22 protein-coding genes and 1 pseudogene are annotated in these 22115 nt (G+C 70.9%); 11 read left to right on the top strand and 12 right to left on the bottom strand.

The features are described from left to right. Positions 1-12 precede the first annotated feature (12 nt). Positions 13-327 (bottom strand): hypothetical protein, encoded by a 315-nt coding sequence (locus AB0C30_RS47970; protein WP_357956976.1) that lies wholly within the window; start codon positions 325-327, stop codon positions 13-15. A gap of 208 nt (positions 328-535) precedes the next feature. Between AB0C30_RS47970 and AB0C30_RS47965 the strand changes: the two are divergent. Then, positions 536-1504, top strand: a pseudogene (locus tag AB0C30_RS47965) (sigma-70 family RNA polymerase sigma factor); the annotation flags it as partial. 278 nt (positions 1505-1782) lie between these two features. Here AB0C30_RS47965 and AB0C30_RS47960 read toward each other — a convergent pair. Next, positions 1783-2784 carry a magnesium and cobalt transport protein CorA gene (locus AB0C30_RS47960; protein ID WP_357956975.1) on the bottom strand — a complete coding sequence of 334 codons (1002 nt, stop codon included), beginning with the start codon at positions 2782-2784 and terminating at the stop codon, positions 1783-1785. Positions 2785-3037: 253 nt separating this feature from the next. On the opposite strand from AB0C30_RS47960, the gene AB0C30_RS47955 reads away from it, so the two are divergent. Beyond that, entirely contained in the window at positions 3038-3364 is a 327-nt protein-coding gene (locus AB0C30_RS47955) for a multidrug efflux SMR transporter (RefSeq protein ID WP_357956973.1), read from the top strand. Further along, positions 3361-3939: a TetR family transcriptional regulator gene (locus tag AB0C30_RS47950; protein ID WP_357956971.1), complete on the top strand. Its 579-nt coding sequence runs from the start codon at positions 3361-3363 to the stop codon at positions 3937-3939. The genes AB0C30_RS47955 and AB0C30_RS47950 overlap by 4 nt, the downstream gene beginning before the upstream one ends. Before the next feature lie 32 nt (positions 3940-3971). Here AB0C30_RS47950 and AB0C30_RS47945 read toward each other — a convergent pair whose 3' ends face one another. The 3 genes from AB0C30_RS47945 to AB0C30_RS47935 all read right to left on the bottom strand — a co-directional run bounded on the left by AB0C30_RS47945 (position 3972) and on the right by AB0C30_RS47935 (position 6786). Next, positions 3972-4304 carry a hypothetical protein gene (locus AB0C30_RS47945; RefSeq protein ID WP_357957089.1) on the bottom strand — a complete coding sequence of 111 codons (333 nt, stop codon included), beginning with the start codon at positions 4302-4304 and terminating at the stop codon, positions 3972-3974. 106 nt (positions 4305-4410) lie between these two features. After that, on the bottom strand, positions 4411-5595 hold the full coding sequence (locus AB0C30_RS47940) for a serine hydrolase domain-containing protein (RefSeq protein ID WP_357956969.1): 1185 nt from the start codon (positions 5593-5595) through the stop codon (positions 4411-4413). 3 nt (positions 5596-5598) lie between these two features. Then, positions 5599-6786, bottom strand: a complete 1188-nt coding sequence (locus AB0C30_RS47935; RefSeq protein WP_357956967.1) for a cytochrome P450 — start codon at positions 6784-6786, stop codon at positions 5599-5601. A 223-nt stretch (positions 6787-7009) separates the two neighbouring features. Here AB0C30_RS47935 and AB0C30_RS47930 point away from each other — a divergent pair, with 223 nt between their 5' ends. Further along, positions 7010-7738, top strand: a complete 729-nt coding sequence (locus tag AB0C30_RS47930) for a MarR family transcriptional regulator (RefSeq protein ID WP_357956965.1) — start codon at positions 7010-7012, stop codon at positions 7736-7738. 10 nt (positions 7739-7748) lie between these two features. On the opposite strand, the gene AB0C30_RS47925 is transcribed toward AB0C30_RS47930, so the two are convergent. Both AB0C30_RS47925 and AB0C30_RS47920 read right to left on the bottom strand, forming a co-directional pair. After that, positions 7749-8342, bottom strand: a complete 594-nt coding sequence (locus AB0C30_RS47925) for a helix-turn-helix transcriptional regulator (RefSeq protein WP_357956963.1) — start codon at positions 8340-8342, stop codon at positions 7749-7751. Between the two features lie 30 nt (positions 8343-8372). Beyond that, positions 8373-9344, bottom strand: a complete 972-nt coding sequence (locus tag AB0C30_RS47920) for a transcriptional regulator (protein WP_357956961.1) — start codon at positions 9342-9344, stop codon at positions 8373-8375. Between the two features lie 60 nt (positions 9345-9404). Here AB0C30_RS47920 and AB0C30_RS47915 point away from each other — a divergent pair, with 60 nt between their 5' ends. Then, positions 9405-10571, top strand: a complete 1167-nt coding sequence (locus AB0C30_RS47915) for an MFS transporter (protein WP_357956959.1) — start codon at positions 9405-9407, stop codon at positions 10569-10571. 5 nt (positions 10572-10576) lie between these two features. Here AB0C30_RS47915 and AB0C30_RS47910 read toward each other — a convergent pair whose 3' ends face one another. After that, the gene (locus AB0C30_RS47910) at positions 10577-11677 is read right to left on the bottom strand and encodes an acyltransferase (protein WP_357956957.1); all 1101 of its coding nucleotides are present in this window, start codon (positions 11675-11677) and stop codon (positions 10577-10579) included. 206 nt (positions 11678-11883) lie between these two features. On the opposite strand from AB0C30_RS47910, the gene AB0C30_RS47905 reads away from it, so the two are divergent. The 3 genes from AB0C30_RS47905 to AB0C30_RS47895 are packed head-to-tail and all read left to right on the top strand — an operon-like array spanning position 11884 to position 14334. Next, positions 11884-12504, top strand: coding sequence for a class I SAM-dependent methyltransferase (locus tag AB0C30_RS47905; protein WP_357956955.1), 621 nt, complete (start codon positions 11884-11886; stop codon positions 12502-12504). 54 nt (positions 12505-12558) lie between these two features. After that, a complete protein-coding gene (locus AB0C30_RS47900; protein WP_357956953.1) occupies positions 12559-13134 on the top strand; it encodes a sigma-70 family RNA polymerase sigma factor in 576 nt (191 codons plus the stop codon). A gap of 12 nt (positions 13135-13146) precedes the next feature. After that, on the top strand, positions 13147-14334 hold the full coding sequence (locus tag AB0C30_RS47895) for a CU044_5270 family protein (protein WP_357956951.1): 1188 nt from the start codon (positions 13147-13149) through the stop codon (positions 14332-14334). 39 nt (positions 14335-14373) lie between these two features. Here the strand turns inward: AB0C30_RS47895 and AB0C30_RS47890 are convergent, their stop codons facing one another. Continuing rightward, complete coding sequence (locus AB0C30_RS47890) at positions 14374-17286, bottom strand: poly(A) polymerase (protein WP_357957087.1); 2913 nt, start codon at positions 17284-17286, stop codon at positions 14374-14376. Beyond that, positions 17286-19043 carry an RNA ligase family protein gene (locus AB0C30_RS47885; RefSeq protein ID WP_357956949.1) on the bottom strand — a complete coding sequence of 586 codons (1758 nt, stop codon included), beginning with the start codon at positions 19041-19043 and terminating at the stop codon, positions 17286-17288. Before AB0C30_RS47885 ends, AB0C30_RS47890 begins: the two co-directional genes overlap by 1 nt. Before the next feature lie 146 nt (positions 19044-19189). On the opposite strand from AB0C30_RS47885, the gene AB0C30_RS47880 reads away from it, so the two are divergent. Beyond that, the gene (locus AB0C30_RS47880; RefSeq protein WP_357956947.1) at positions 19190-19735 is read left to right on the top strand and encodes a dihydrofolate reductase family protein; all 546 of its coding nucleotides are present in this window, start codon (positions 19190-19192) and stop codon (positions 19733-19735) included. A 1-nt stretch (position 19736) separates the two neighbouring features. Continuing rightward, complete coding sequence (locus AB0C30_RS47875; RefSeq protein ID WP_357956945.1) at positions 19737-20135, top strand: hypothetical protein; 399 nt, start codon at positions 19737-19739, stop codon at positions 20133-20135. Here the strand turns inward: AB0C30_RS47875 and AB0C30_RS47870 are convergent. Continuing rightward, positions 20119-20802 carry a GNAT family N-acetyltransferase gene (locus AB0C30_RS47870; RefSeq protein ID WP_357957085.1) on the bottom strand — a complete coding sequence of 228 codons (684 nt, stop codon included), beginning with the start codon at positions 20800-20802 and terminating at the stop codon, positions 20119-20121. The two genes, AB0C30_RS47875 and AB0C30_RS47870, sit on opposite strands and share 17 nt — an antisense overlap. Positions 20803-20921: 119 nt before the next feature. Between AB0C30_RS47870 and AB0C30_RS47865 the strand changes: the two genes are divergently transcribed. Next, positions 20922-21503, top strand: a complete 582-nt coding sequence (locus AB0C30_RS47865) for a TetR family transcriptional regulator (RefSeq protein WP_357956943.1) — start codon at positions 20922-20924, stop codon at positions 21501-21503. A gap of 38 nt (positions 21504-21541) precedes the next feature. Here AB0C30_RS47865 and AB0C30_RS47860 read toward each other — a convergent pair whose 3' ends face one another. After that, entirely contained in the window at positions 21542-21997 is a 456-nt protein-coding gene (locus tag AB0C30_RS47860; RefSeq protein ID WP_357956941.1) for a pyridoxamine 5'-phosphate oxidase family protein, read from the bottom strand. Between the last annotated feature and the right edge of the window lie 118 nt (positions 21998-22115).

The raw sequence follows: 22115 nt of genomic DNA, 5'->3' as shown, positions 1-22115 counted from the left end.
ATCTAACGATCTTTAAGACGACCCCTGGGTGCGGGCGGTCACCACCGCGCCGGCGTACGAGCCGATCAGGGTGGCCTCCTCGCGGGTGACGTTGTCGGCCAGCCGGTAGCCGAGCTCACGCTGGAACTCCTCGAAGGAGGCCAGCTCAGGCAGGCCTTCGCCGTTCACGACATGGACGAAGGTGACTCCGTCGGCCAGCCGGAAGCTGGTGTAGCGCAGCCCGGCCGGCGCCGCGGTGGCCAGTTCGGCGAAGACGTTCTCGATCAGTCGCTGGTTTTCCTCGGCCGATTCCGGCTTGGTCTGGTAGCGGATCACTGCTGAGCTCATCAGGCTCTCCTCGATTGGTTCGCTGTCACTGGTGTGGACAACACGGGCGCCGACAACTAATCGCCGCGATGAGCCGGGGCCTTCGCCGTTGTCAGTACTTGTGACAGCGACTTTCTGGAGGACCTCTCGTGAGCTGCAAGAGTCGGACGACCGTCGAGCAGCGCTGGGTGCGACGTAGCGTAGAACCCGGCGCTCCGAGCGCTCGGCCGGAGCCAGTCGAGGAGCCGGTGTGAACCTGGAGGACGAGTTCGCGCAATACCGAAGTGAGCTGGTCGCGCACTGCTACCGGATGCTCGGCTCGCTGCACGACGCAGAGGACGTACTACAGGAGACATACCTGCGCGCCTGGAAGGGATTCGCGGAGTTCGAGCAGCGCTCGTCGGTCAAGACGTGGCTCTACAGGATCGCCACACGGCTCTGCCTGAACGCCTTGCGGCACAGCAGTCGCCGCCTGGTGCCCTCAGCGCTGGGTGCTCCCGGCACCGATCCGGACGATGTGGACGCGCCGGCGCTGGAGACGAGCTGGCTCGAGCCGTTCCCGGATCACCTGCTGAGCACTGACCCGGCTCTGGTCGTCGGGACTCGGCAGAGCCTGAGGCTGGCGATGGTCGCCGCGTTGCAGCACCTCCCGCCGCGACAGCGCGCAGTCCTGATTCTCCGTGATGTCCTTGCCTGGCAGGCGTCGGAGGTGGCCGCGCTGCTCGACACGACAACTGCGGCGGTCAACAGCTCGCTGCAGCGCGCACGTGCGGAGCTCGCCAAGATCACACCCGCCGAAGACCAGTTCAGCGAGCCAGATGAGCCCGGGCGCCGTGCTCTGCTCGACCAGTACGCCAAAGCCTTCGAGCAGGCGGATCTGGTCGCTCTGGAAGGCCTCCTGACTCAGGACATCAGGTGGGAGATGCCCCCGATCCCCACCTGGTTCAACGGCCGCGAGAACGTACTGCGCCTGCTTGCGGCGAAAGTGGCTCCTGGCGAGGGGCTGCGGATCATGGTGGAGACATCGGCGAACGGCCAGCCCGCGTTCGCCCTGTACGCCCGCGGTCGCGACGGTGGCTTTCACGCGCGCTACTTGCAGGTGCTGACGCTGACCAAGGCGGGAGTCTCCTCAGTGCTCGCATTCCACCGGGCAGACCTGTTCCCCTCCTTCGGCCTGCCGATCGACCGCCCTGCCTAGGATGCGTTTCTCGCCGTGGATGCGGGCCCGCTCGCGCCGTTGGGCGGGCCCGCACCTCGGGGATGACGGGCATCGCTGCGACCTGGTCGCCAACCCCTCACCTCTATGCCGACAGGCGATGCCAGGCCGCGGAGACCTCGCCCGTCGCGCCGGCTGGGCGCCCTGATCAGAGCACAGGACCGGAGCCGCGGGGGTCGAGCAAGACGATGATGGTCTGCAAGACGATCCAGGCGAGAACCGCGGCGTGAGGAGCCGGCCCAGCGAGAAGCTGGCGGGTTTCACAGCCACCCGCTCTTGCGCAGCAACCGGTGGACGATGAACGTGGCGATGACCATGAGGCTCAGGCTGAGCGGGTAGCCGAGCAGCCAGTGCAGCTCGGGCATGTGGTCGAAGTTCATGCCGTAGATCCCGGCGATCATGGTCGGGACGGCGATGAGGGCCGCCCACGAGGAGATCTTGCGCATGTCGATGTTCTGCTGAATGGCCGCCGCGCTCTGCTCCCGGCTCACCAGGGCGAGATGCGCGCTCAGGGCGCTGGTGAGCAGTTCATTGTGCTCGTCGACCTGGGCGTCCACGCGGAGCAGGTGGTCCAGGACATCACGGAATTGGTCGCGGACGGCGGTGCACAACTCCACCCGGCCTTTGACGATCTCCTCCAGCACCGGCACCAGCGGATCTTGGGCGGTGCGGAACTCCAGCACCTCGCGCTTGAGGGAGTAGATGTCCTCGGTGACATCGGCCTGCTCGCCGCTGAAGACACGTCGCTCCAGGACGATGAGGTCGTGTTCTATCTCGTGGGAGATCTGTGAGTAGGTGTCCACGACCTGGTCGCAGATCGCGTAGAGCACCCCGGAGGGTCCGGCGGCCAGCAGTTCGGGATCGGATTCGATGCGCCGGCGCACCCCGGCCAGCGGGTTGGCCTTGCCGTGGCGGACGCTGATGACGAAGTCGCTCCCCAGGAACAGGTTGATCTCGCCGACCTCGATGTCAGAGCTCTCCTCCACGTACAGCAGCGGCTTGAGCACCACGAACAGGGTGTCGTCATAGCGTTCGAGCTTGGGCCGCTGGTGGGCGTGGATGGCGTCTTCCACGGCCAGCGGATGCAGCTTCACCTCGCGGGTGATGAGGTCGAACTCCTCCTGGGTGGGCTCGTGCAGGCCGATCCACAAGAAGCAGTCGCCTCTGGCTCGGGCGTCACCAAAAGCATCGCTGATGTCGCCGCTGATGGTCTCGCGCACGCCGTTGCAGTAGATCGCTTTGTCCACAATCACATCAGGCATTCTGACCTATCCCAACAACCCTCCCAACGTCTTGGCCGAGCCCGGGGCCTGCCCTACGGTTATCGCCGCTCTCAGGCGTATGAGGGCGCCCAGTTCTGCGAGCTGGACAGAGCCCGCCTCGACGCACAACGCCGATCTCCCTGATGACGATCTCCTTCCGGCAGCCCTTCTCCTGCCTTGCCCTGAGGGAAGGCCGCCGCCGAGCTTCGTGTACGTTTGTACATGTACAAACGTACACGAAAGGCGTCTGATCATGGTGATGTACGCGTTCCTGGCGTTGGCGATCGCGGCGGAGGTGGTGGCCACCAGCCTGCTGAAGAGCACGGAAGGGTTCACCCGGCTGTGGCCGACGGTGGCCTGCCTGGCCGGCTATGCGGTGTCGTTCGTGGCCCTGGCGCAGGGGATCGCGCGAGGGCTGCAGATCGGAGTGGCCTACGCGGTGTGGGCCGGGCTGGGCACGGCGCTGATCGTGATGATCGGCGTACTGCTCCTGGGTGAGCCGATCTCGGCGACCAAGGTGCTCGGAGTCGCGCTGGTGATCGCCGGAGTGGTCACGCTGAACCTGGGAGGGGCGCATTGAGCGAAACCGGGAGCGGCACGTCGAGCCGCCGCGATCCATCCGGCCGGCGTCGCGCCATCGTCGAGGCCGCCGCCGGACTCATCGCCGGGGAAGGCGTCAGCGGCCTCACCCATCGCAAGGTCGCCGCGGCCGCCGAGGTCCCCCTGGGCTCTACCACCTACTACTTCACCGACTTGGCCGACCTCGTCCAAGCGGCTCTGGAACACATCGCCGCCCTTTCTCGCCAGGGCCTGGAGGAGATGGCCGGTGACCTGCGGGAGGCCACCGATCTGGCCGCCGCCCTGGCCGAGCTCACCACCGCCTACCTCGCCGCGCCCCAGCGCCACCGCATCCAAGACGAGCTGTATCTGGCCGCCAGCCACCGGCCCGAACTCCGGCCCGCCGCCCGCCTGTGGTTCGACGGCCTGACCGACCTGCTCGCCCCCCGCACCGGTCATGCCACCGCCCAGGCCATCGCCGCCTTCATCGACGGCGTCCTCCTCCACGCTCTCATCCACGACCAGCCCCTCGACACCGCCACCCTCACCACCGCCTTGTCCGCCCTCATCGCCACCGGCGACCACGCACCCCGATAGAGGGCAGCCCAAGGGCGGCGGCGCGGCCGAATTCAGGGTGCGCCGAACCAGCCGGATAGTGCTTCGCGCAGCGCGGGAACGGCGTCGCCGGCGGGTTCGTCGAGGGTCGCGGCCCAGGCGATGTGGGCGTCCGGCCGGATCAGCAGGACATCGACGGGTCTCTGATCGGTCTTGGCGGTGTGGATGTCGACGCGTTGCCGCCAGTCCTGGGCGGTTTCGCGGAGTTCGGGGCGGTCGGCGTGGTCGAGCAGGATCGGCCGGGCAGGGTGCAGGAGGTTGGCGACGCTGGTCATGCCCTGGTCGGTGTGCAGGGTGAGGTTGGGGGCGAAGGCGGCCTCGGTGCTGTCCGGCTCGGGCGGCCGCAGCGCGGTGTCGTCGATGGCGAAGCCGAAGCGCCACGAGGTGCTCGTCCACCTGTACCTGGCCCTTGGGCGCCACCTCGCTCAGGACGTCAACGCCTCGCGAAGCCGCTCAGGCCGGATCGGCTGGGCAGAACTCCGACTGAAGCACGTCGGTGAGTGTGCCGATCGGATTGTTCCAGTCGCCGTTCACGTTGCTCGCCACCATGCGCTTGCCGTCGCGGCTGCCCATCGCGTACGAATACGAGCCGCTGATGGCGCCCGCGGCACCCCACACCGTCACGCCGCACGACAGCTTCTGCGAGAAGACGCCGAGCCCATACGTCGTGTTGGGGATCCATCCGCCCCCTGTCGAGACGGTGGTGAACATCTCCCGCTGCTCGGCGGGCGCGAGAAGCCGGCCGCGCAGCAGCGCGCTGACGAACCGGTCGAGATCCCCGACCGTCGACACCATGCCGCCGGCCGCCCAGCCCGTGGACGCGTTCATCTCGGTCACGTCGTAGACCTTGGCGTCGGGGCCGGTGACGAACAGCGTCGAGTAGTGCCGCGCGTGTGGCCCGCGGATCACCGTGTCGTCGCCCGGCAAGTACGTCCCGGTCAGAGCCAGCGGGCGGACGATCCGCCGCGAGATCTCGCCGGCGAGCGTCCGGCCGGTCACCCGTTCAATGATCATCCCGGCGAGGATGTAGTTGGTGTTGGAGTACCCGAAGCCCTGGCCCGGCCCGAAGTAGGGCGGATGGGACATGGCGATCTCCACGAGTTGTTCCGGACGGTACTTCTCGTAGCGGTGCTTGAAGAACTCCGGACCCACGAATTTGGCGAACGCTTCCTCGTCATTGCCGTAGTTGAAGATCCCGCTGGAGTGGTTGAGCAGCTGTCTGATGGTGATCTCGCCGCCGTCGTTGCCGTTGCCTTTCACCACCCCGGGCAGCCACTTCTCGACCGTGTCGTCGAGGCTCAGTCTGTGTTCGGCCGAGAGTTGCAGGATCACCGTCGCCGTGAACGCCTTGCTGGCGCTTCCGATGCGGAACCGCTCCTGCGGCAGGCGCTTTCGACCGGTTCGGGTATCGGCCACCCCCGCCGAGCCGAACCAGGACCGGTGGCCGTCACGGACCTCGGCGAGGATGCCGGGAAGACCGCCTTCGGTCACGGCCCGGTCGAGCGCACGCTGGACCTCGGCATGGCCGGGGGCGATGGCCGCTGAGGACGCCTCGGGGGCCGCCATGATGCTCGCCGCTACTGTCGCCATGCCGACGATCACGCGGGCCGTGCGGGTGAGCGAGAAGATCTTTTCCATCGGTCAGGCCTCGTCCCAGGTGACCGGTAGCCGGTGCACGCCGTACACATCAGAGTGGTCGCGCAGCGGCACGTCCTCCGGCGGGATGGCCAGGCGCAGCGTCGGGAAGCGGGTGACCAGCGCGGGGAAGGCGACCCGCATCTCGACGCGGGCCAGTTGCTGACCGAGGCACTGGTGGACGCCGTGGCCGAAGGAGGTGTGCCCGGCGGCGTCCCGGCGCAGGTCGAGGAGGTCGGGGTCGGCGAACTTCGCCGGGTCGCGGTTGGCGGCCAGAGCCGAGACGACGATCGTGTCACCCGCCTTGATCAGGTGACCGTCCAGCTCGACGTCTTCCAGCGCCGTCCGCATCCCGCTGTGGACGATGCTCAGGTAGCGCAACAGTTCCTCGACGGCCTGGTCGGTGATGCCCGGGTCGGCGCGCAGGGCGGCGAGCTGGCCGGGGTGGGACAGCAGGGCGAAGGTGCCCAGGGCGAGCATGTTGGCGGTGGTGTCGAGACCTGCGCCCAGCAGCAGCGCCCCGATGTTGGTGAGCTCCTCATCGGTGAGGTCGCCGGTGGTCAGGTCGCTGAGCAGGTCGTCGGTGGGTTCGGCGCGCTTGGCGAGTACGAGCTCGCGCAGGGTCTCCTGCAGCGCGGCGAAGGCGCCGTAGCGCTCTTCCAGCGTGGTGTCGTTGTCGTTCACCGTCGCCGCGTGACGCTGGAAGGACTCGCGACCGGCAGAGGGGACGCCGAGCAGCTCGCAGATCATCAGCGCGGGGATGGGTTGCGCGTACGCCGTCACCAGGTCCACCGGCGGGCCTTGTTGCTCCATGGCGTCCAGGAGCTCGGCGGTGATCTGCTCGACGCGCTCGGTGAGCAGGCGCATCCGGCGGACGGTGAACTTCGCGGTGAGCAGGCCGCGGTAGCGGGTGTGCTCGGGCGGGTCCATCCCGATGAACATCCCAGGCGGCGCGGCCGGGGGCTGGTCCATGGTGCCCGCTTCGGGCATCGGGGAGCGCATGAGCTCGTGCCGTGAGCTGAAGCGGGGGTCGGCCAGCACCGCGCGGACCAGGGCGTGGCCCGTGACCAGCCAGCCGATGTGCCCGTCGGGGAAGGCCAGCCGGCTCAGCGGCTGCCGCCGCGTCAGCGCCTCGGGCGGGTCGAAGGGACAGCCTGCGGGGCGCGCCATGGGAAGCCCTGCCAGGTCGGTCATCTTTACTCCTTCAAGTCGCGATAGTACGCCTTCAGAACTCGCCAAAAGCTACGTTGCATTCATATAAATGTCAATGTGTTCCACCGGGAATTTTGGCGTTCGTACTGGTGAAAGGCGACAAGAGTTGCAATGGATCTGCGCCTGAATGCAACTACTAAGTTGCAATGGAGTGGAGGCGAACGCAATAATGTCCACCGGATCGAGCCGCAGGAGGCGAAGACAGATGCCAGGAGGCAGGCTGACCAACCAGGACCGCCGGCAGATCGCCGCGGGACTGGCCGATGGGCTCACCTACGCCGAGATCGCCAGGAGCCTCGGCCGGCCGACGTCGACCATCACGCGGGAGGTCATGCGCAACGGCGGGTCGGGCGGCTACCGGGCCGATCAGGCGCATCAGGCGACCGAAGGGCGCGCGCGCCGTCGCCGGACCCCCTCGGCGCCGGCCGCGCCCGCCGCCACCGCCGCATACGGACGCGACCCCAAAGCGGTGCACGACTTCACCGAACGCGTCACGGCGCTGCTGGTCCAGCAGGGACTCCCGCGAATGATCGCCAGAGTGCTGAGCTGCCTGTACATCACCGACAGCGGCAGCCTCACCGCCGCCGAGCTGGTCCAGCGGCTACGGGTCAGCCCGGCGTCGGTCTCCATGGCCGTCGCCTACCTCGAGGAGCAGGGGCTGATCAGGCGCGAGCGCGACGCCCGGCGGCGGCGTGAGCGCTACATCATCGACGACGACGTCTGGTACCAGGCGTTCCTGATGAGCGCGCAGAGAAACCTCACGCTGGCCAACACCGCCCTGGAGGGAGCCGAGATCCTGGGCGCCACCACACCCGCCGGCTCCCGGTCAGAGTATGTGGGCCAGTTCCTCAAGCACACGAGTGAGGACATGGTTCAGCTGGCCGAGCACTGGCGCAAGACGCTCGCGGCGAAGCAGCGCGCCGCGAGCACATGACGCAGACCGTTCACTTCCCGGTGGGCTGGGCGCGGACGTGGAGGCGTTCGCCCTGCGGGCCGAAGAGGGACAGCAGCTCGACCGGCTCGGGGCCGGCGTTGCCGAACCAGTGCGGGATACGCGTGTCGAACTCGGCCACCTCGCCGGGCGTCAGGATCACGTCGTGCTCGCCGAGGACCAGGCGCAGCCGCCCGGCCAGGACGTAGAGCCACTCATAGCCCTCGTGTACGCGGGGATCGGGCTCGGTGCCGGGCCAGTTCGGCGGCATGACCTGCTTGAACGCCTGAAGCCCGCCGGGCCGGCGGGTGAGCGGGATGAAGGTGGAGCCGAAGCGCTGGAACGAGCGCAGCTGCACGCGCGGGTCCCCGGTGGGCGGCGCGTCGACGAGCTCGTCCAGTGTCACCTGATGGGCGCGCGCCAAGGGCAGCAGCAGCTCCAGGGTCGGCCGGCGCTGCCCGGACTCCAGCCGCGACAACGTGCTGATCGAGATGCCGGTCGAGTCCGACAGCTCGGTCAGGGTGGCTCCGCGCTGCTGGCGCAGGGTCCGCAGCCGCGGCCCGACGGCATGCAGAACATCGTCCAAGGCCGGCCCGTCATCGTCCATGAAATCCACCTTGCCACAACGGCAAACGACTCAGCCGCCTGACTGCGCGCTCACCAGCGCCTGCCCGGCGTCCGTACGGCCATAGAACACCGACCGTCCGGCCCGCCGGCGCCGGACCAGCCGCGAGTCGAGCAGGACCTTGAGATGACGGCCCACCGAGCCCAGGCCCTGACCGGTCAGCGCGACGAGCTGGGTCGTGCTCTTCGGGGTGTCGAGCAGCATCAGGACATTGGCCCGCGCGGGCCCGAGCAGCCTGCCCAGCGCCTCGGGCACCGGCGCGCCACCGGCTTCGGCCAGCGCCCCAGAGCACGGGTACACCACGGCGTGCCGGTGCGCCGTGTCCCACGAGACCCAGGTCTGGCTCGGAGTGACGGGGACGAACATCAGCCGCGCTCCGGACAGCTCGCGCGGCGGGTAGTCGTAGGTGCTGATCTGCAGCCGGCTCTCGCCGAGCCAGCGCATCCCGGGGCGCATGTCGTCGAGGGTCGCCGCCCAGCCGCCCTGGCTCAGCCGCGCGGTGCGGGCGATGACGTCGGCCTCGATGATCCGCCGGCGGCGCGGCCAGTAGGGGAGCACCGTTTGCCTCCACACCCACTCCAGCACGTCGGCGGTGCGTCGCGGCAGGTCGGCGCGGTGGAGCCGGGCGGGCAGGGGACCGCCGAGCGACACGGTCAGGTCCGCGCGGGCGGCCTCGGGCGGTGTGTCGCGGATGCGCGCGAGCTCCTGTTCGAAGACGGGCTCGGCGTCGTCGGAGGGGGTGGGGGTGAGGAAGTCGGCGTTCCAGTTGCGGCCCAGGGCGGCCCGGATGAGCAGCGCGGTGATCGGGTCGCGGGCCTGCCGGGCGCGGTAGGCGGGCAGGTGGGCGTCGAGCCACGCGCGCTCGCCCGGATGCGCGGCCGTGCCCCGCTCCAGGGTCTTCAGGCTCGCGGTGGCCTCGGCCAGGGGTGAGACGACGAACCGGCTGCCCGCCAGCGTGTCCGCGTTGACCTGCCACCAGCCCATGGTTTCGCCCCCCTGCGAAACATTAACGCCTCGCCGGGGGAGCCCCCGACACTTTCCGCCATGCGCACCTATCGCGATCTTTTCCGGACGCCCGAGTTCACGCCGCTGTTCCTGACCGCCGCCGCGCAGGGGGCCGGCCACACGGTGAGCGGGCTGGCCCGGGGAACGCTGATCTACTCGGCGACCGGGTCGCCGCTGCTGTCGGCTCTGGCCATGTTCGGCCCGGCCCTGGTTCAGGTGATCGGGGCGGCCACGCTGCTGTCGGCGGCCGACCGGTTACCGCCGCGGGCCGCGCTGACGGGTCTGGCGCTGGTCTTCGGCCTGGTCACCGCCGCGCAGGCTGTTCCGGGGCTGGCGGTGTGGGCCGTCTTCGCGCTGCTGCTGGGGCAGGGGTTGATCGCCTCGCTGGGCGGGGGAGTGCGCTACGGGCTGCTCAACGAGATCCTCACACGGGAGGGGTACCTGCTCGGCCGCTCGATGTTCAACATGTCCGACGGCGCCGTGCAGATCTGCGGGTACGCGCTGGGCGGCGTGCTCGTGGCCCTCCTGTCGCCGCGCGGCGCGCTCCTGACCGGCGCGGCCCTGTACCTCACCGCGGCGGCCGTGGCCCGCTTCGGCCTCAGCCGCCGGCCGCCGCGGGCCGCCGGACGGCCGTCGATCACCGACACCTGGCGGGACAACGCCCGGCTGTGGTCGGCCAAACCGCGCCGCTACGTCTACCTCGCCATGTGGGTGCCCAACGGGTTGATCGTCGGCTGCGAGTCCCTTTTCGTGCCGTACGCGCCTGAGCAGGCGGGACTCCTGTTCGCGTGTGCCGCGCTCGGCATGCTGGCCGGCGACGTCGTGGCCGGCCGGTTCGTGCCGCCGCTGTGGAGGGAGCGGCTCCGGGTGCCGCTGTGCCTGCTGCTCGCCCTGCCGTACCTGATTTTCGTCCTGCGCCCGGCGCTGCCCGTCGCGGTGGCGGCCATCGTGCTCGCCTCGGCGGGGTACTCGGCGAGCCTGCTGCTCCAGGAGCGCCTGATGGCACTGACCCCGGAGGAGCTGAGCGGGCACGCCCTGGGGCTGCACTCCTCGGGGATGGTCACCATGCAGGGCGTGGCCGCTGCGCTCGCGGGTGCCGTCGCGCAGCTGACCTCGCCCGCGACGGCGATAACGGTGCTGGCGGCGGCCTCGGTCGCGGTCACCCTGACGTTGGCCCCCGGGCTGCGGCAGCCCGTACCCGTGTGACCGCGTCACCTCTGCTCGTAGGTACGGGCCACGGCCCAGCACACCAGCAACGCCGCCCCGAACACCGGCAGCCAGCCCAGCCGGGCGAGCACCCAGCCGAAGCCGTCAGGGGCGGTGTGCAGACCGGGCAGCGCGTCGCTCACGAACAGCCCGGCCACGGTGACCGTGATCAGCGCGGTCTGGTGCCATAGGAAGATCGTCATCGCCGACTGGTTCACCAGCGCCACCGCCGCCCAGGCAGCCGGGCGGCGCAACGCCCGCCGTAGCGGGCCGAGCAGCAGCAGGGCCGCCCCGCACTGGGCCAGACCGAAGCAGACGGCCGCGAGGGAGGGCGGGTCGAGGTTGGAGACCGGGGCGCCGGGCACTCCGACCATGGCGGCCGGATACCCCGCCCACAGGACGAGCCCGGCCGCGGTGGCCGCGCCGCCGAGCAGCAGCGCCCAGCCCATCCCACGGCCGCTTAGGTCGCCGCGGGCCCAGGCCGCGCCGAGGCAGTACGGCACCAGCCACCCGGCCACCACGTTGACCCAGCCGAGCCAGGCCGGCCCGTCCAGGCAGTACAGGATCAGGTCGACGAGCAGGACGGCGGCGAGCGGCCACAACGGACGCAGCCGGGCCACCAGCGGGGTCAGCGCCGTCAGCACCGCGAACACCAGCAGGAACCACATCGGCGACAGCACCAGCTTGACCAGCACGCGCACGGTGTCCAGGGCGACCCCGGAGGCCAGCAGCGCGCCCGCGACCACGGCCCACACCACCAGCACGGCCACGACCGGCCGGAACAGCCGGGCCATCCGCCCGCCGAGCCAGCGTCCATACGTCATGCCGCGAGCGCGGGCGCTCGTGTAACCCTTCGCCCCCACCTGTCCACCCACCAGGAAGAACACCGCCAGCGTCTGGAGCACCCAGGAGACGGGGGTGAGCTCGGGCAGGTGCTTGAGCGGGCTGGCGGCGCGCACCGTTCCGTCGCCGACGACCACGGCGGTCACCAGCCAGTGGCCGAGCACCACCCCGAGGATCGCCAGGGCGCGCAGCGCGTCGACACCCCGGTCGCGGCCGGCCGGTGTCGACGCCTCGATCCGCTGGATGAGCTGGGAGGATGACATGGCGGCGAAGCTACGGATCGCCCCTTGTGGTCGGCTTCCCTCTGGGGAGTGCACCCTTGGCGTAGCTCCGAAGTACCAGGTGGGTCAGTCCTCCGGCCGGGAGGCGAGCGCCGCCGCCACCGCCTACCTGCGAGACGACCAGGCGCCGCTGCGACGGCCGGCCGTTCTCCACCCCTGGCATGTGATCCACTCATAGCCTGACCCGCATGAGCGAGGAAACCGATCTGGTCCGGCGCGGCTACGACGCGCTGTCCTACCGCTACCGGGGCGACGAGGACGGCGACGGCCAGTACGCGCCGTGGCTCGAAGAGCTCCATTCCCGGCTGCCGCCACGGGCCCGCGTGCTGGATCTCGGCTGCGGCTGTGGGGTTCCCGTCGCCCGCTCGCTGGCCGCGGCCGGGCACGACGTGACGGGCGTCGACCTCAGTGACGTCCAGATCGAGCGGGCCCGGCGTCTCGTGCCCGCCGCCACCTTCGTCCGGGGCGACGCCACGGCCCTCGACCTGCCGGATGCCTCCTTCGACGCGGTCGTGTGCCTGTACGCCCTCATCCACATGCCGCTGGAGCGCCAGCCCGCGCTCATCGGGCGCGTCGCCGCCTGGCTGCGGCCCTCGGGCCGGTTCCTGGTCACCACCGGCTGGGAGTCCTGGACCGGTACCGAGGACGGCTGGCTCGGCGGCGCCACGACGATGTGGTGGAGTCACGCGGACGCGGCCACCTACCGGACCTGGCTGCGGGAGGCTGGGCTGGAGGTCACCTCGGAGGCGTTCGTCCCGGAAGGAGACAGCGGGCACGCCTTGTTCTGGGCCCGCAAAGCGGGTGGGTGACGAGATTTCGGGTGGGGTGCGGTAATCCGGGAGCGGCCGGAGGGACTACTGGGTGTGGACGATCCTCAAGAACGATTCACCGACCTCTACGACCGGCACTACCGGAGCGTGCTCGGCTACGCGCTGCTGCGCGCCGAGCGTGATGCGGCCGAGGACGTCTCCAGTGAGACGTTCCTCGTCGCCTGGCGGCGGCTGGACGACCTGCCCGAGCCGCCGCTGCCGTGGCTGCTCGGCGTGGCGCGCAACCTGCTGGCCAAGCAGCGCGACTCACGCCATCGCCGGCAGGCTCTGGTCGACCGGATCACGGCGCTGACCACCTCGCGCGACCATGTCGGCTGGGACGTGGCCGACCACGTCATCGACAGGGAGAGCGCGCTGGCCGCGCTGTCGGCCCTGCCGGAGCAGGACGTGGAGGCGATGGTGTTCGCCACCTGGTACGGCCTGCCGCCCGAGCAGGCGGCCGCGGTCATGGGCTGTTCGGTCCGGACGTACAACGTGCGGCTCCATCGCGCGCGCAAACGGCTCGCCACCGCGCTGCGCCTGGAGCCGGGCGGCACGCGCCCGCAAGGCCGTACGACCTCTGCGACCCGTACGGCCGGTGGCCGGTTCCAAGAGCACCCAGAGACCTGATCGGAGAATGATATGACCGACCGCTTGTTCGCCCAGCTCAAGCCGATGGACCTGGACGAGATGACAGAAGAGGCCCACCGGCGGCGCCGCGCGGCCGACCTGGCCGCCGCCTTCCGGACGCCCCGCTCCGCGCGCCCGTCCCGGCGCCGGATCCGGGCCCCGTTCCTGCTGGTCGCGGGCACGGCCGCGGCCGGAGTGGCCGCGGCGGCCGTGATCGTCGTGACCGGCTCAAGCACCGCGCCCCCGACCGCCACCACATCTCCCACCCTGCCGCGCACCGCGCGGACCGCGATCGCGGACAAACCGGTGGACGCCCGCACGTTCCTGCTCGCGGCGGCCGCGACCGCGGTGCGTGAGCCGGCCACGTCCGGCCGCTACTGGTACCTCCGCGAGCGCACCTTCGCGAAGGTGCACGTCGTGCCGGGCGATTACCTGACCCAGGTCAAGGCCCTGCTGGCCGAGCAGCAGCGGAAGGAGAAAGAGCTCAAGGACAAGCCGGGCGAGCTCGCCGCCCTGCGCAAGGAGATCACCGGGAAGATCACTGAGCTCAAGCAGTCCGAGCTTCCGTACCTGGCGTTCACCACCGACACACAGGACACCTGGCGCGCGATGAAGCCGGGCGCGGCCAGCCGCTTCGTACGAGACCCGGACGTGAGCGTCACCTTCGGCTCCCCGCAGGACGAGGCCGACTGGAAGGCCGCCGGCTCACCCGCCCTGACGGAGAAGCGGCCCACCACTCGCGACGACAGCAGCGAGCGGATCCTGTCGATCGACAACCCGACTCTGACGATCCAGAACATCGCGCGGCTGCCCACCGACGAGAACGCGTTGCGGCGCCGCCTGGACACCCTGTTCAAGCAGAGCCCCAACAGCGCCCGGCTCGACAGAGGCGTCTACCTGTGGCAGACGGGCGTGGACCTGATGACCGCGCCGATCACGCCCGGCACCCGCTCCGCCCTGTTCAAGGTGCTGGCCGGCCAGGACGGCATCACCTCTCGGGGCCGGGTCACCGACGCGGTGGGGCGTACCGGGGTCGCCCTCTCGACGGCGGGGGACGACGGGGTGGAGTTCCAGATGATCATCAATGAGGACACCGCCGAGCTGCTGCAGTACGAGGTCGTGGAGAAGGGGCAGCCGCTCCTGCGGGTGGCGCTGGAGCGGATGGGCTGGGCCGACCGCCTGGGGGACGTCCCGGCCTGACGTGAGTGTCGAGGCCCGCATGGGGGCAGATGCGGGCCTCTAGCTCAGGGTCGGTACGGCGCCGCCCTCGGCCCGTTCGACCGTGACGCCGGACATGTGCCTGGCCCATCGGCCGGTGATCTCGCTGAGCTGGGTGGCCTGCGGAGGCGTGTGGCCCAGGCCGATCGCGTAGCGGGCCTGTCGGGGGCCGCGCTCGAACGGGCGCGGCCAGGCGTGTACGTCCGGCACCCCGGCCTCTTCCAGGCAGGTGAGCAACTCCAGCATGCGCCCTCTGACGCGGCCGAGCACCGCGTCGAGCTCCTCGGGGCGGTCGGAGCGTACGGTCAGCACCGCCCAGGCCACGTGACGGCGGTGAAGGGGCGGCGGGGCGGGCAACTCCGTGAACCGGCCGCTCTCCGTGAGCTCCCATGCCTGGTAGAGCTCCCGGGTGAGCAGGTCCAGGCCGCCGGAGGTGACGTGGCGGGCGCAGTTGCGTACGGGAGCGCTGGGCGTCATCACCATCATCGTGGTGGGGGTCGGCGGGTTGGCGGCGGGGGTGAGGGTGACCGGTTCGTGCCAGTCCCAGGCGGCCCACGTGCTGAAGAAGTGACGTAGGAGATCGGTGTCGTATCCGTCTGCGGCATCGAGGACGGTGCGGGCGGCCAGCACCGTCCAAGCCAGACCGGGCAAGCCACCGAACGGGGCCGCGTCCAGGCCCTTCGCCCGAGCCCACGCCTTCACCCGGCGGGCGAGGCGGGCGAAACGCTCGTGCGCGGCGCCCACCGCGGCGCGGATCGCGTCCGCGTCGCTGACGGCGCTCAGGGCGATGGCCGCCGCCTCACCCAGTTCGGCGCGGCGGGACACCAGCTGCGCCGGAGGGAACTGGCCGGTTGCCACCACGATCAGGTCCACGTCCAGGCCGGACACTCGCAGGCGCAGGCCCGGCACCCGTGCGCCGACCACCTGCCGCAGCCGGACGGCCTCAGGCAGCGCCGCCCGCACCCGCGCCGCCACGTCCAGGCCGGGCTCTTCCCCGTCGGGGAGTGCCGCCACCAGGTCCAAGTCGGCTGCGGGGAGCGCGCAGCCCATACGTCGGGAGCCCGCGACGTGCACGATCCCGGGGCGCAGCGCCTCCGCCAGTCGGCGAGTGACGCGATCGGCCAGGCCGTCCAGGTCCGGAACAGGCTCGGGGTCGAGCGCGGACGGGGTGGAGGTGGGCTCGGGTACGAGTTGGGGCGCGGCAGCAGCAGGCTCGGGCGAGGTGGGTTCGGGTACCAGCGCGGGCGCGGCGGCAGTGCGCTCGGGGACGGTGGGCTCGGGCAGCCAGCGGAGTTCGCCCGTGCCCAGGGTGATCACCGCGCGCGGGCGCATGGGTTCGTCCCCGCGCCGCGACAGCAGCACGACGGCCCCGACGCGGGCGGTCATCGCGTCGAGCCGGATGCCCGCATGGTCGGGCGCGTTCACGCGGCCCAGGGTCAGGTGCGGTGTGAAGCCCTCCGCGCGGCCCACGCAGCGGGGGAAGCGCTGGTGGAGGACCTGGCGCAGGCGGGCCCATGGGGCGGGGTCGGCGGCGGCCGGGTCGAGCCAGACGGTCGCGTCCTGGCGGTGCCGGAAGGAGCGGATCCCCTCCAGCCGTACCGCGAACGGCTGGACCTCAGCGGCCGCCGCGGCCAGCAGCGGCGCCGCCGCGTCGAAGGCCGACTCCGGTACGAACCCGAAGAGCAGGTTGACGTGCGGCGGCCACCGGTGCACCTGCGGATCGTGCGTCCGGCGCACCGCCTGAATGGGTGCCCACAGCTCCTCCGGCGGAATCCAGGCCACCGCCGTACGCGCGGTCGGCGCCATGTCCAGCACCCCGGCGGGCGCGCTGCCCGTGACGTCAAGGACGGCCTCCACCCCGTAGTGGTCGGAGACGTACAGCCCACCGGGATCGGGACTGTCTCCGCGCAGGACGGCCGCGACGGTCCGGGAGCGGCCGCGCACCAGCACGCGGTCCAGCCGGGCGGCCCGCCCCGACAGCGAGGACAGCGCCGCCAGCGGGTTGGCGCGCGGGTCGAAGGTGGGCGTGTCGTCGCCGGACCCGTACGCCTCCCTCCAGGCGTCGCGCAGCCCCAGCGCCGACGCGGAAACGTCCGTGCCGTCGTTGAAATCGCCCATCAGGACCAGGTCACCCTCGACGCCGGCCAGCCCTTCGGCGATCCGGGCGAGCTCGGCCCGCCGCCGCGCCGCGCCGTCGGCGGTGTGGTCGCTGGTCAGATGGGTGGTGGCGACGACGAGCGGGCCGGCGGCCGTCTCGGTCGCGAGGGCGGCGACCGCCTTGTGCGGGCCGAGCCGGTGCCAGGCCGCCTCCCGTACGGGCAGTCGGCTGAGCAGCAGCAACCCGCTGTCGGCGATGTCCTCGCCGCCCGGGTCGGTGCCGACGGTGTAGCGGGCCCGCACCCACGGGGCGGCCAGCAGGAGCGACAGCAGCGCGGGCTCGACTTCCTGCAGCGCGATGACGTCGGCGTCGGCCGCTTCCAGCGCCGCCAGCAGCAGGGGACGGCGCCGCGCGGTGTCGATGCGGTCGCTGTCGTAGCGGTCCCACAGGGTGTTCCAGGTCAGGACGCGCACGGCCGCACCTGTGGACGCCCGCGCCGCTTCCTGCCCCGAGCCGGGCCGCCAGCCGGCGGCCGGGTCCCACGTGTGCGGGGTTCTGGCGCTGAAGACGGGCGCGCGCAGGCGGCGCGGGGCGCGTACCCGGCCCGCGTCGCAGGTGTCGATCCGGTCCAGTCCGGTGGCGCGGTCCCAGATCAGCTCGCCGTCCGCCTCGACGAACAGCACCCGGTGCCACGGGACGTCGCCGCCGGGTACGAAAGTGGGCAGCGGGATGCGCTTGGGGGCGGCGTCCCGCTGGCCGACGCCGAGCACGAAACGCGAGGGGTCGAAGCGGGGGTCCCAGCGGACCCAGTGGTAGATCTCCTCGCTGGTACGCATCACGCCTCTTCCCCTTCCAAGGCGCCGTCCACGTCGTCGACGGTCCCGGACGCTCCGACGTACCAGGTGTGATGGGCCTGACCTGGATATGGCGGGACGTACCGGCGTACCTGATCGTCCAGCACGTGCGGCGGCACCGGATAGGCGCGGCGGGCGTTGCGCCGGTGCAGTTCGTCCGCCTCCACCAGCGCGACCACGTGCGTCGTCAGCGCGGCGCGGCGGCGCGCCACGGCGTGGACCAGGGAACGCTGGTGCTGATTGAGCGAGGTGGCGTCCCATACCACGGTGCCACCGGCCGCCAGGGCGGCATCGAGGCGGTCCAGCCCCTCGCCGAGCACTTCCCGGTTGGCCCGCTGGTTCGCCCGCGAGCCTCTGGCGGCACGCAGATCGTCCAGCGACAGGTACGCGGCCCCGTCGGCCTCCCGCAACACGTCCGTCTTCGTCAGACCGGCCGCGAACGTGCTCTTACCGCTGCCTGACGGTCCGACCAGATGTACCAGCCGGGGGAACCGCCCCGACCGCCACCGCCAGGTCGCCGCCACGGCCTCCTCAACCGTGGTGACCTTTCCCCTGGCCCAGGCGTCGCGCGCCTCCGCCCAGCAGCGCTCGGCCGCCTCCCCGCCGAGGCCGGCCAACGCCTCGCGCAGACCGGCTCGCAACGGCTCCAGCGGATCGGGCCCGAGCAGCCCGGCGTCCTCGGCGTACAGGGCCGACCATTCGACCTGCTCACGTTCATGGTCGGCCTCATCGTCCACGCGCGCCGCCGCCACGGCGTGCAGCACCCCCAGATCGGCGGCCAACGCCATGCGTCCCAGCCCGGCCCGCCGCTCCTCGTCCGGGTACGGCCGGCCCAGCGTGCCGTGCAGCCCGGTCAGATCCGCGACCCGCCGTGCCAGCCGCATGCCCAGCGGCCTGGCCAGCCGGGCCGCCAACCGGGCCCGCGGTACGGAGTGCAGCACCGTGGCCAGCACGCCCGCCAGCCGGGCGTCCCCGGACCGGCCGATCGCGTCCAGCCGAGCCGACACCTCGGCCACAGCCTCCGGGGCGATGTGCTCTGCTTCGGCTGGGGCGAGGTCCACCGCGGCCAGCAGCGCGCTCACCTCGCAGTCCGCGCCCGAACGCACCGACCACAGGGCCGCACCCGGGCCAAGGGTGTTGGGTACGACGGTCGCGTGCATCCAGTGCGTACCGGTCTGGACGTGCCCCCGGCGCACCCACTTGGCCACCCGCCCCGCGAACTCCGCCCGCCCGAATCCTTCGACGGCCCGCACCACGTAGCCCTCCTGCCGCTCCGGGTTCAGCCGCAGTCCCCGCAGCGCCCGCTCGTCGAAGACGCCGCGCCACAGCACCGGCGGGACCGGAATCCCCAGGCCGCGCAGGAAGGCGACCGTGCGGTCCCAGTCCAGGCAGCGGTCGTCGTCCCAGACCGAGAAGCCGTAGAACCAGCTGTCCAGCTCCTGGTAGGCGATGGAGTGCCGGGCGTACATGTTCTCCCCGCACACCCGCCGGCCCGCCGGGATCCGGCCACCGATCCGCCCTTGCAGGGCCTTGACCCACGCCCGGGAGGGATGGTGGGCCGAGTCCAGCGACCGGGCGTGCATCCCGTCCGTATAGAGGGTGGTGTTCTCGCCGTCGAGCTTCTCCGTGACCACGACCTCGCGCCCGCGCAGCCCGGACAGGTCTCCCGCGCGAACGTCGTCCGGCGTCACCCCAGGCGACCAGGGCAAATGAGGAGTGCGCGGATAGTGCGCGCGCATGATCCCTCCCCCTGACAGCTGTGGATCACTGTACAAGCGGCAAGAAAGCGCCTCCATCGAATAAACGCCTGCCGACCATTGCAGGATTCTTGACAATTATATTTTTCGGTGGGAGGCTGAGGACACCTCAGACAAGGAGCACAGCGATGAGAAAGATCGTGGCGGGCCTGTTCATCTCCCTGGACGGCGTCGTGGAGTCCCCGGAGAAGTGGCATTTCCCCTACTTCAACGATGAGATGGGGGAGATCGTCGGCTCGCAGATGGAGCAGTCCGACGCCATGCTCCTGGGACGGCAGACCTATCAGGAGTTCGCCGCCCACTGGCCGCACCAGGACCCGGCCGACAACCCGTTCGCCGACCGCATGAACAACACGCCCAAATACGTCGTGACCAACACCCTCGACACCGCCGAGTGGCAGAACACGACGATCATCAAGGGTGACGTCGTGGCCGGTCTGACCGAGCTCAAGGAGCGGCCCGGCAAGGACATCGGCATCACCGGCAGCGCCGCCCTGGTCCGGTCGCTGCTGGCCGACGGCCTGCTCGACGAGCTGCGCCTGCTGGTCCACCCGATCGTGGTCGGCTCCGGCAAGCGCCTGTTCGAGGAGGGCACCGGGCAGATCCCGCTCCAGCTGGCCGACGCCCGGACGCTCAGCACCGGCGTCCTCTCCCTCACCTACGGCAGGGCGTGACATGGCTACCAAGACCGTCGCCGACAAGCTGCTCGTCAAGCCGCGGACCGCCGTCTGGATCTCCGACGACGAGCACCGCCCACTTGTCGAGCCGCTGCCCGAGGGCGCGCGGCACGTCGACGACCTGGGCGAGGCGGGCGTGGCGGTGCTGTTCGCCGCCGACGCCGCCGCGGTCCGCCGGCTCCTCGACGAGCACCGCGATCGACTGGCTCGGCCCGCGGCCCTGTGGGTGGCCTACCCGAAGGGCAACAAGGCCGACATCAACCGCGACACGCTCTGGCCCATCGTCGCCGAGTACGACCTGCGGCCGAACGGGCAGGTGGCCGTGGACGAGGTCTGGTCGGCGCTGCGCTTCCGTCCGCTCAAGGAAGGCGAGCCGCCTTTCACCGGTGGCCGGTAGCCCCGGGGGACCAGGCGGCCCACTCGGGAGTGCCGGTCGGCTCAGAGGTGCCGGTCGGCGCGGGGGGCAGGCGCATCAGCAGGCCGTCGCAGCGGCAGGGCGAGCCGCACCGGTGGCAGTGGCAGTCGCCCACCACCGAGGCCTGTTCCCAGTATCGGCGGACGGTGGTCACCGGCTCCCAGCCGGCCGCCTTCAGCACCCCGTCGGCGCGCCCGGGCCGGTCGCGTAGCCACACCATCGCGTACGCCTCGGTGCACCGCTCCCTCAGCCAGGCCGTGCGCTGGAGGGCGAGGGCGGTGCCGAGGCCACGACGGCGCACCGACGGCACCACGGCCATGGTGCTCAGGATGCCGACCCGGCGGCCGTCGGCGGACGGCGGCGCGGCGGAGAGGATCCCCTGTGGCATCGGGGCGATGAACGCGCGATATTCCTCATCGTCGATCACCTGGGCCAGGGCCGCTCCCACCGGCGTCATCGACCCCTGCGGGAAGGCCGCCAGGAACTGCACCCTCTCGTCATCGCGCATGTGCCGCAGGAGCCGGTCGACGGTGAGCACGCCGTGGCCGAGAGCGGCGTTGACGACGGCGGCGGCCGCCGCGACCCCCCGCTCGTCCCCGAGATGAAGCCGGGCGATGAACCAGCCGGGCGGCGTGGTGGGCGAATGCATGCGAGTCACGGTCCTCGTTATATCTGGGTACCGTTCTCGAATTCAGGTGAACGAAATTCACGTATCTCCAGCTTAGTACTATGATCGGAGTGGTTTGAATTCCGATCCAGGAGATACGCATGCGGCAGAACCCGGCACGACGGGCGGCGCTCCTTGACGCCGCCATCGAGGTACTGGCCCGCGAAGGGGCGCGCGGGCTGACCTTCCGTGCCGTCGACGTCGAGGCGCGGGTACCCAACGGCACGGCCTCCAACTACTTCGACAACCGCGATGACCTGCTCACCCAGGTCGGTCACCGCTTCTACGAACGGCTGGAGCCCGAGGCCACGATGGTGGCCGCCGCACTGGAGGGACCGCGCGACCGCGACCGGGTCACCGAGCTCATGCACGACCTGGTGGACCGGATCAGCCAGTTCCGCTCCGGCTACCTGGCCCTGCTCGAACTCCGCCTGGAGGCCACTCGCCGCCCCGAGCTGCGCCGCCTGCTCACCGACCGCATCCGCGCCGACGTCGACGCCAACATCACCGCCCACACGGAGTCCGGCCTGCCCGGCGACGCGACCACCGTGGTCCTGCTCTACCTGGCCCTGAACTGGCTGATCCTCGAACGGCTCACGCTGCCCGACGTCTTTCCCGAGAGCCAGATCCACGACCTGGTCACCGACGTGGTCGAACGCGTCCTGCCCGGCCCGGGACGTTAGCCACTGGTTCCAGGCCCAGGCGGCGCGTCAGCCGCGCGTCAGCCGAGCCAGTGTCCGTCACGCATGAGGTCGCGGCCCTCCAGCTCGTCGGCCTCGCGCCAGGCCTGCAGCCGCTGGGGCTGGATCCGGAAATAGAGGTAGGGGCTGCTGAGCCGGCGCGGGTCGAAGCCGGTCTTGGCGGCGAAGGCGTCACCGAGCTGGTCGGAGAGCTCGCCGGCCGGGACCGTCTGGACGCTTCCCTCGATGAGGACCACATCGCGGGTCGGGCCGATGCCCAGACGGACCTTGCCGGTGGCCTGAAGGTTACGGCTGGTGGGGCTGGCGGCCGGAGTGGAGATGAGCAGGGTGGCGCCGTCCCAGAGGAAGGACAGCGGCACCATGTAGGGCGTCCCGCCTTCGCCATCGGCCGTGGCCACCCAGGCGTCGACGTCCTGGGCGAGCCGGTCGAGGGTGTCCTGCTTGCGCTGCTGCAGGGTACGGGGCGAGTCGCTCATCGGAAGTGGGTCCCTTCATGCTCCAGATCGATGCTTGACCCTACAGAACGACCCGACAGCCGCTTCTCCGCGCTGCCCACAGGGGCGACCCTGGCAGACTGAGATCGGCCGGAATCCC

The sequence above is a fragment of the Nonomuraea sp. NPDC048901 genome, from assembly GCF_040649695.1.
Lineage (GTDB): Bacteria > Actinomycetota > Actinomycetes > Streptosporangiales > Streptosporangiaceae > Nonomuraea.
This window is presented reverse-complemented; position numbering and strand designations above follow the sequence as displayed.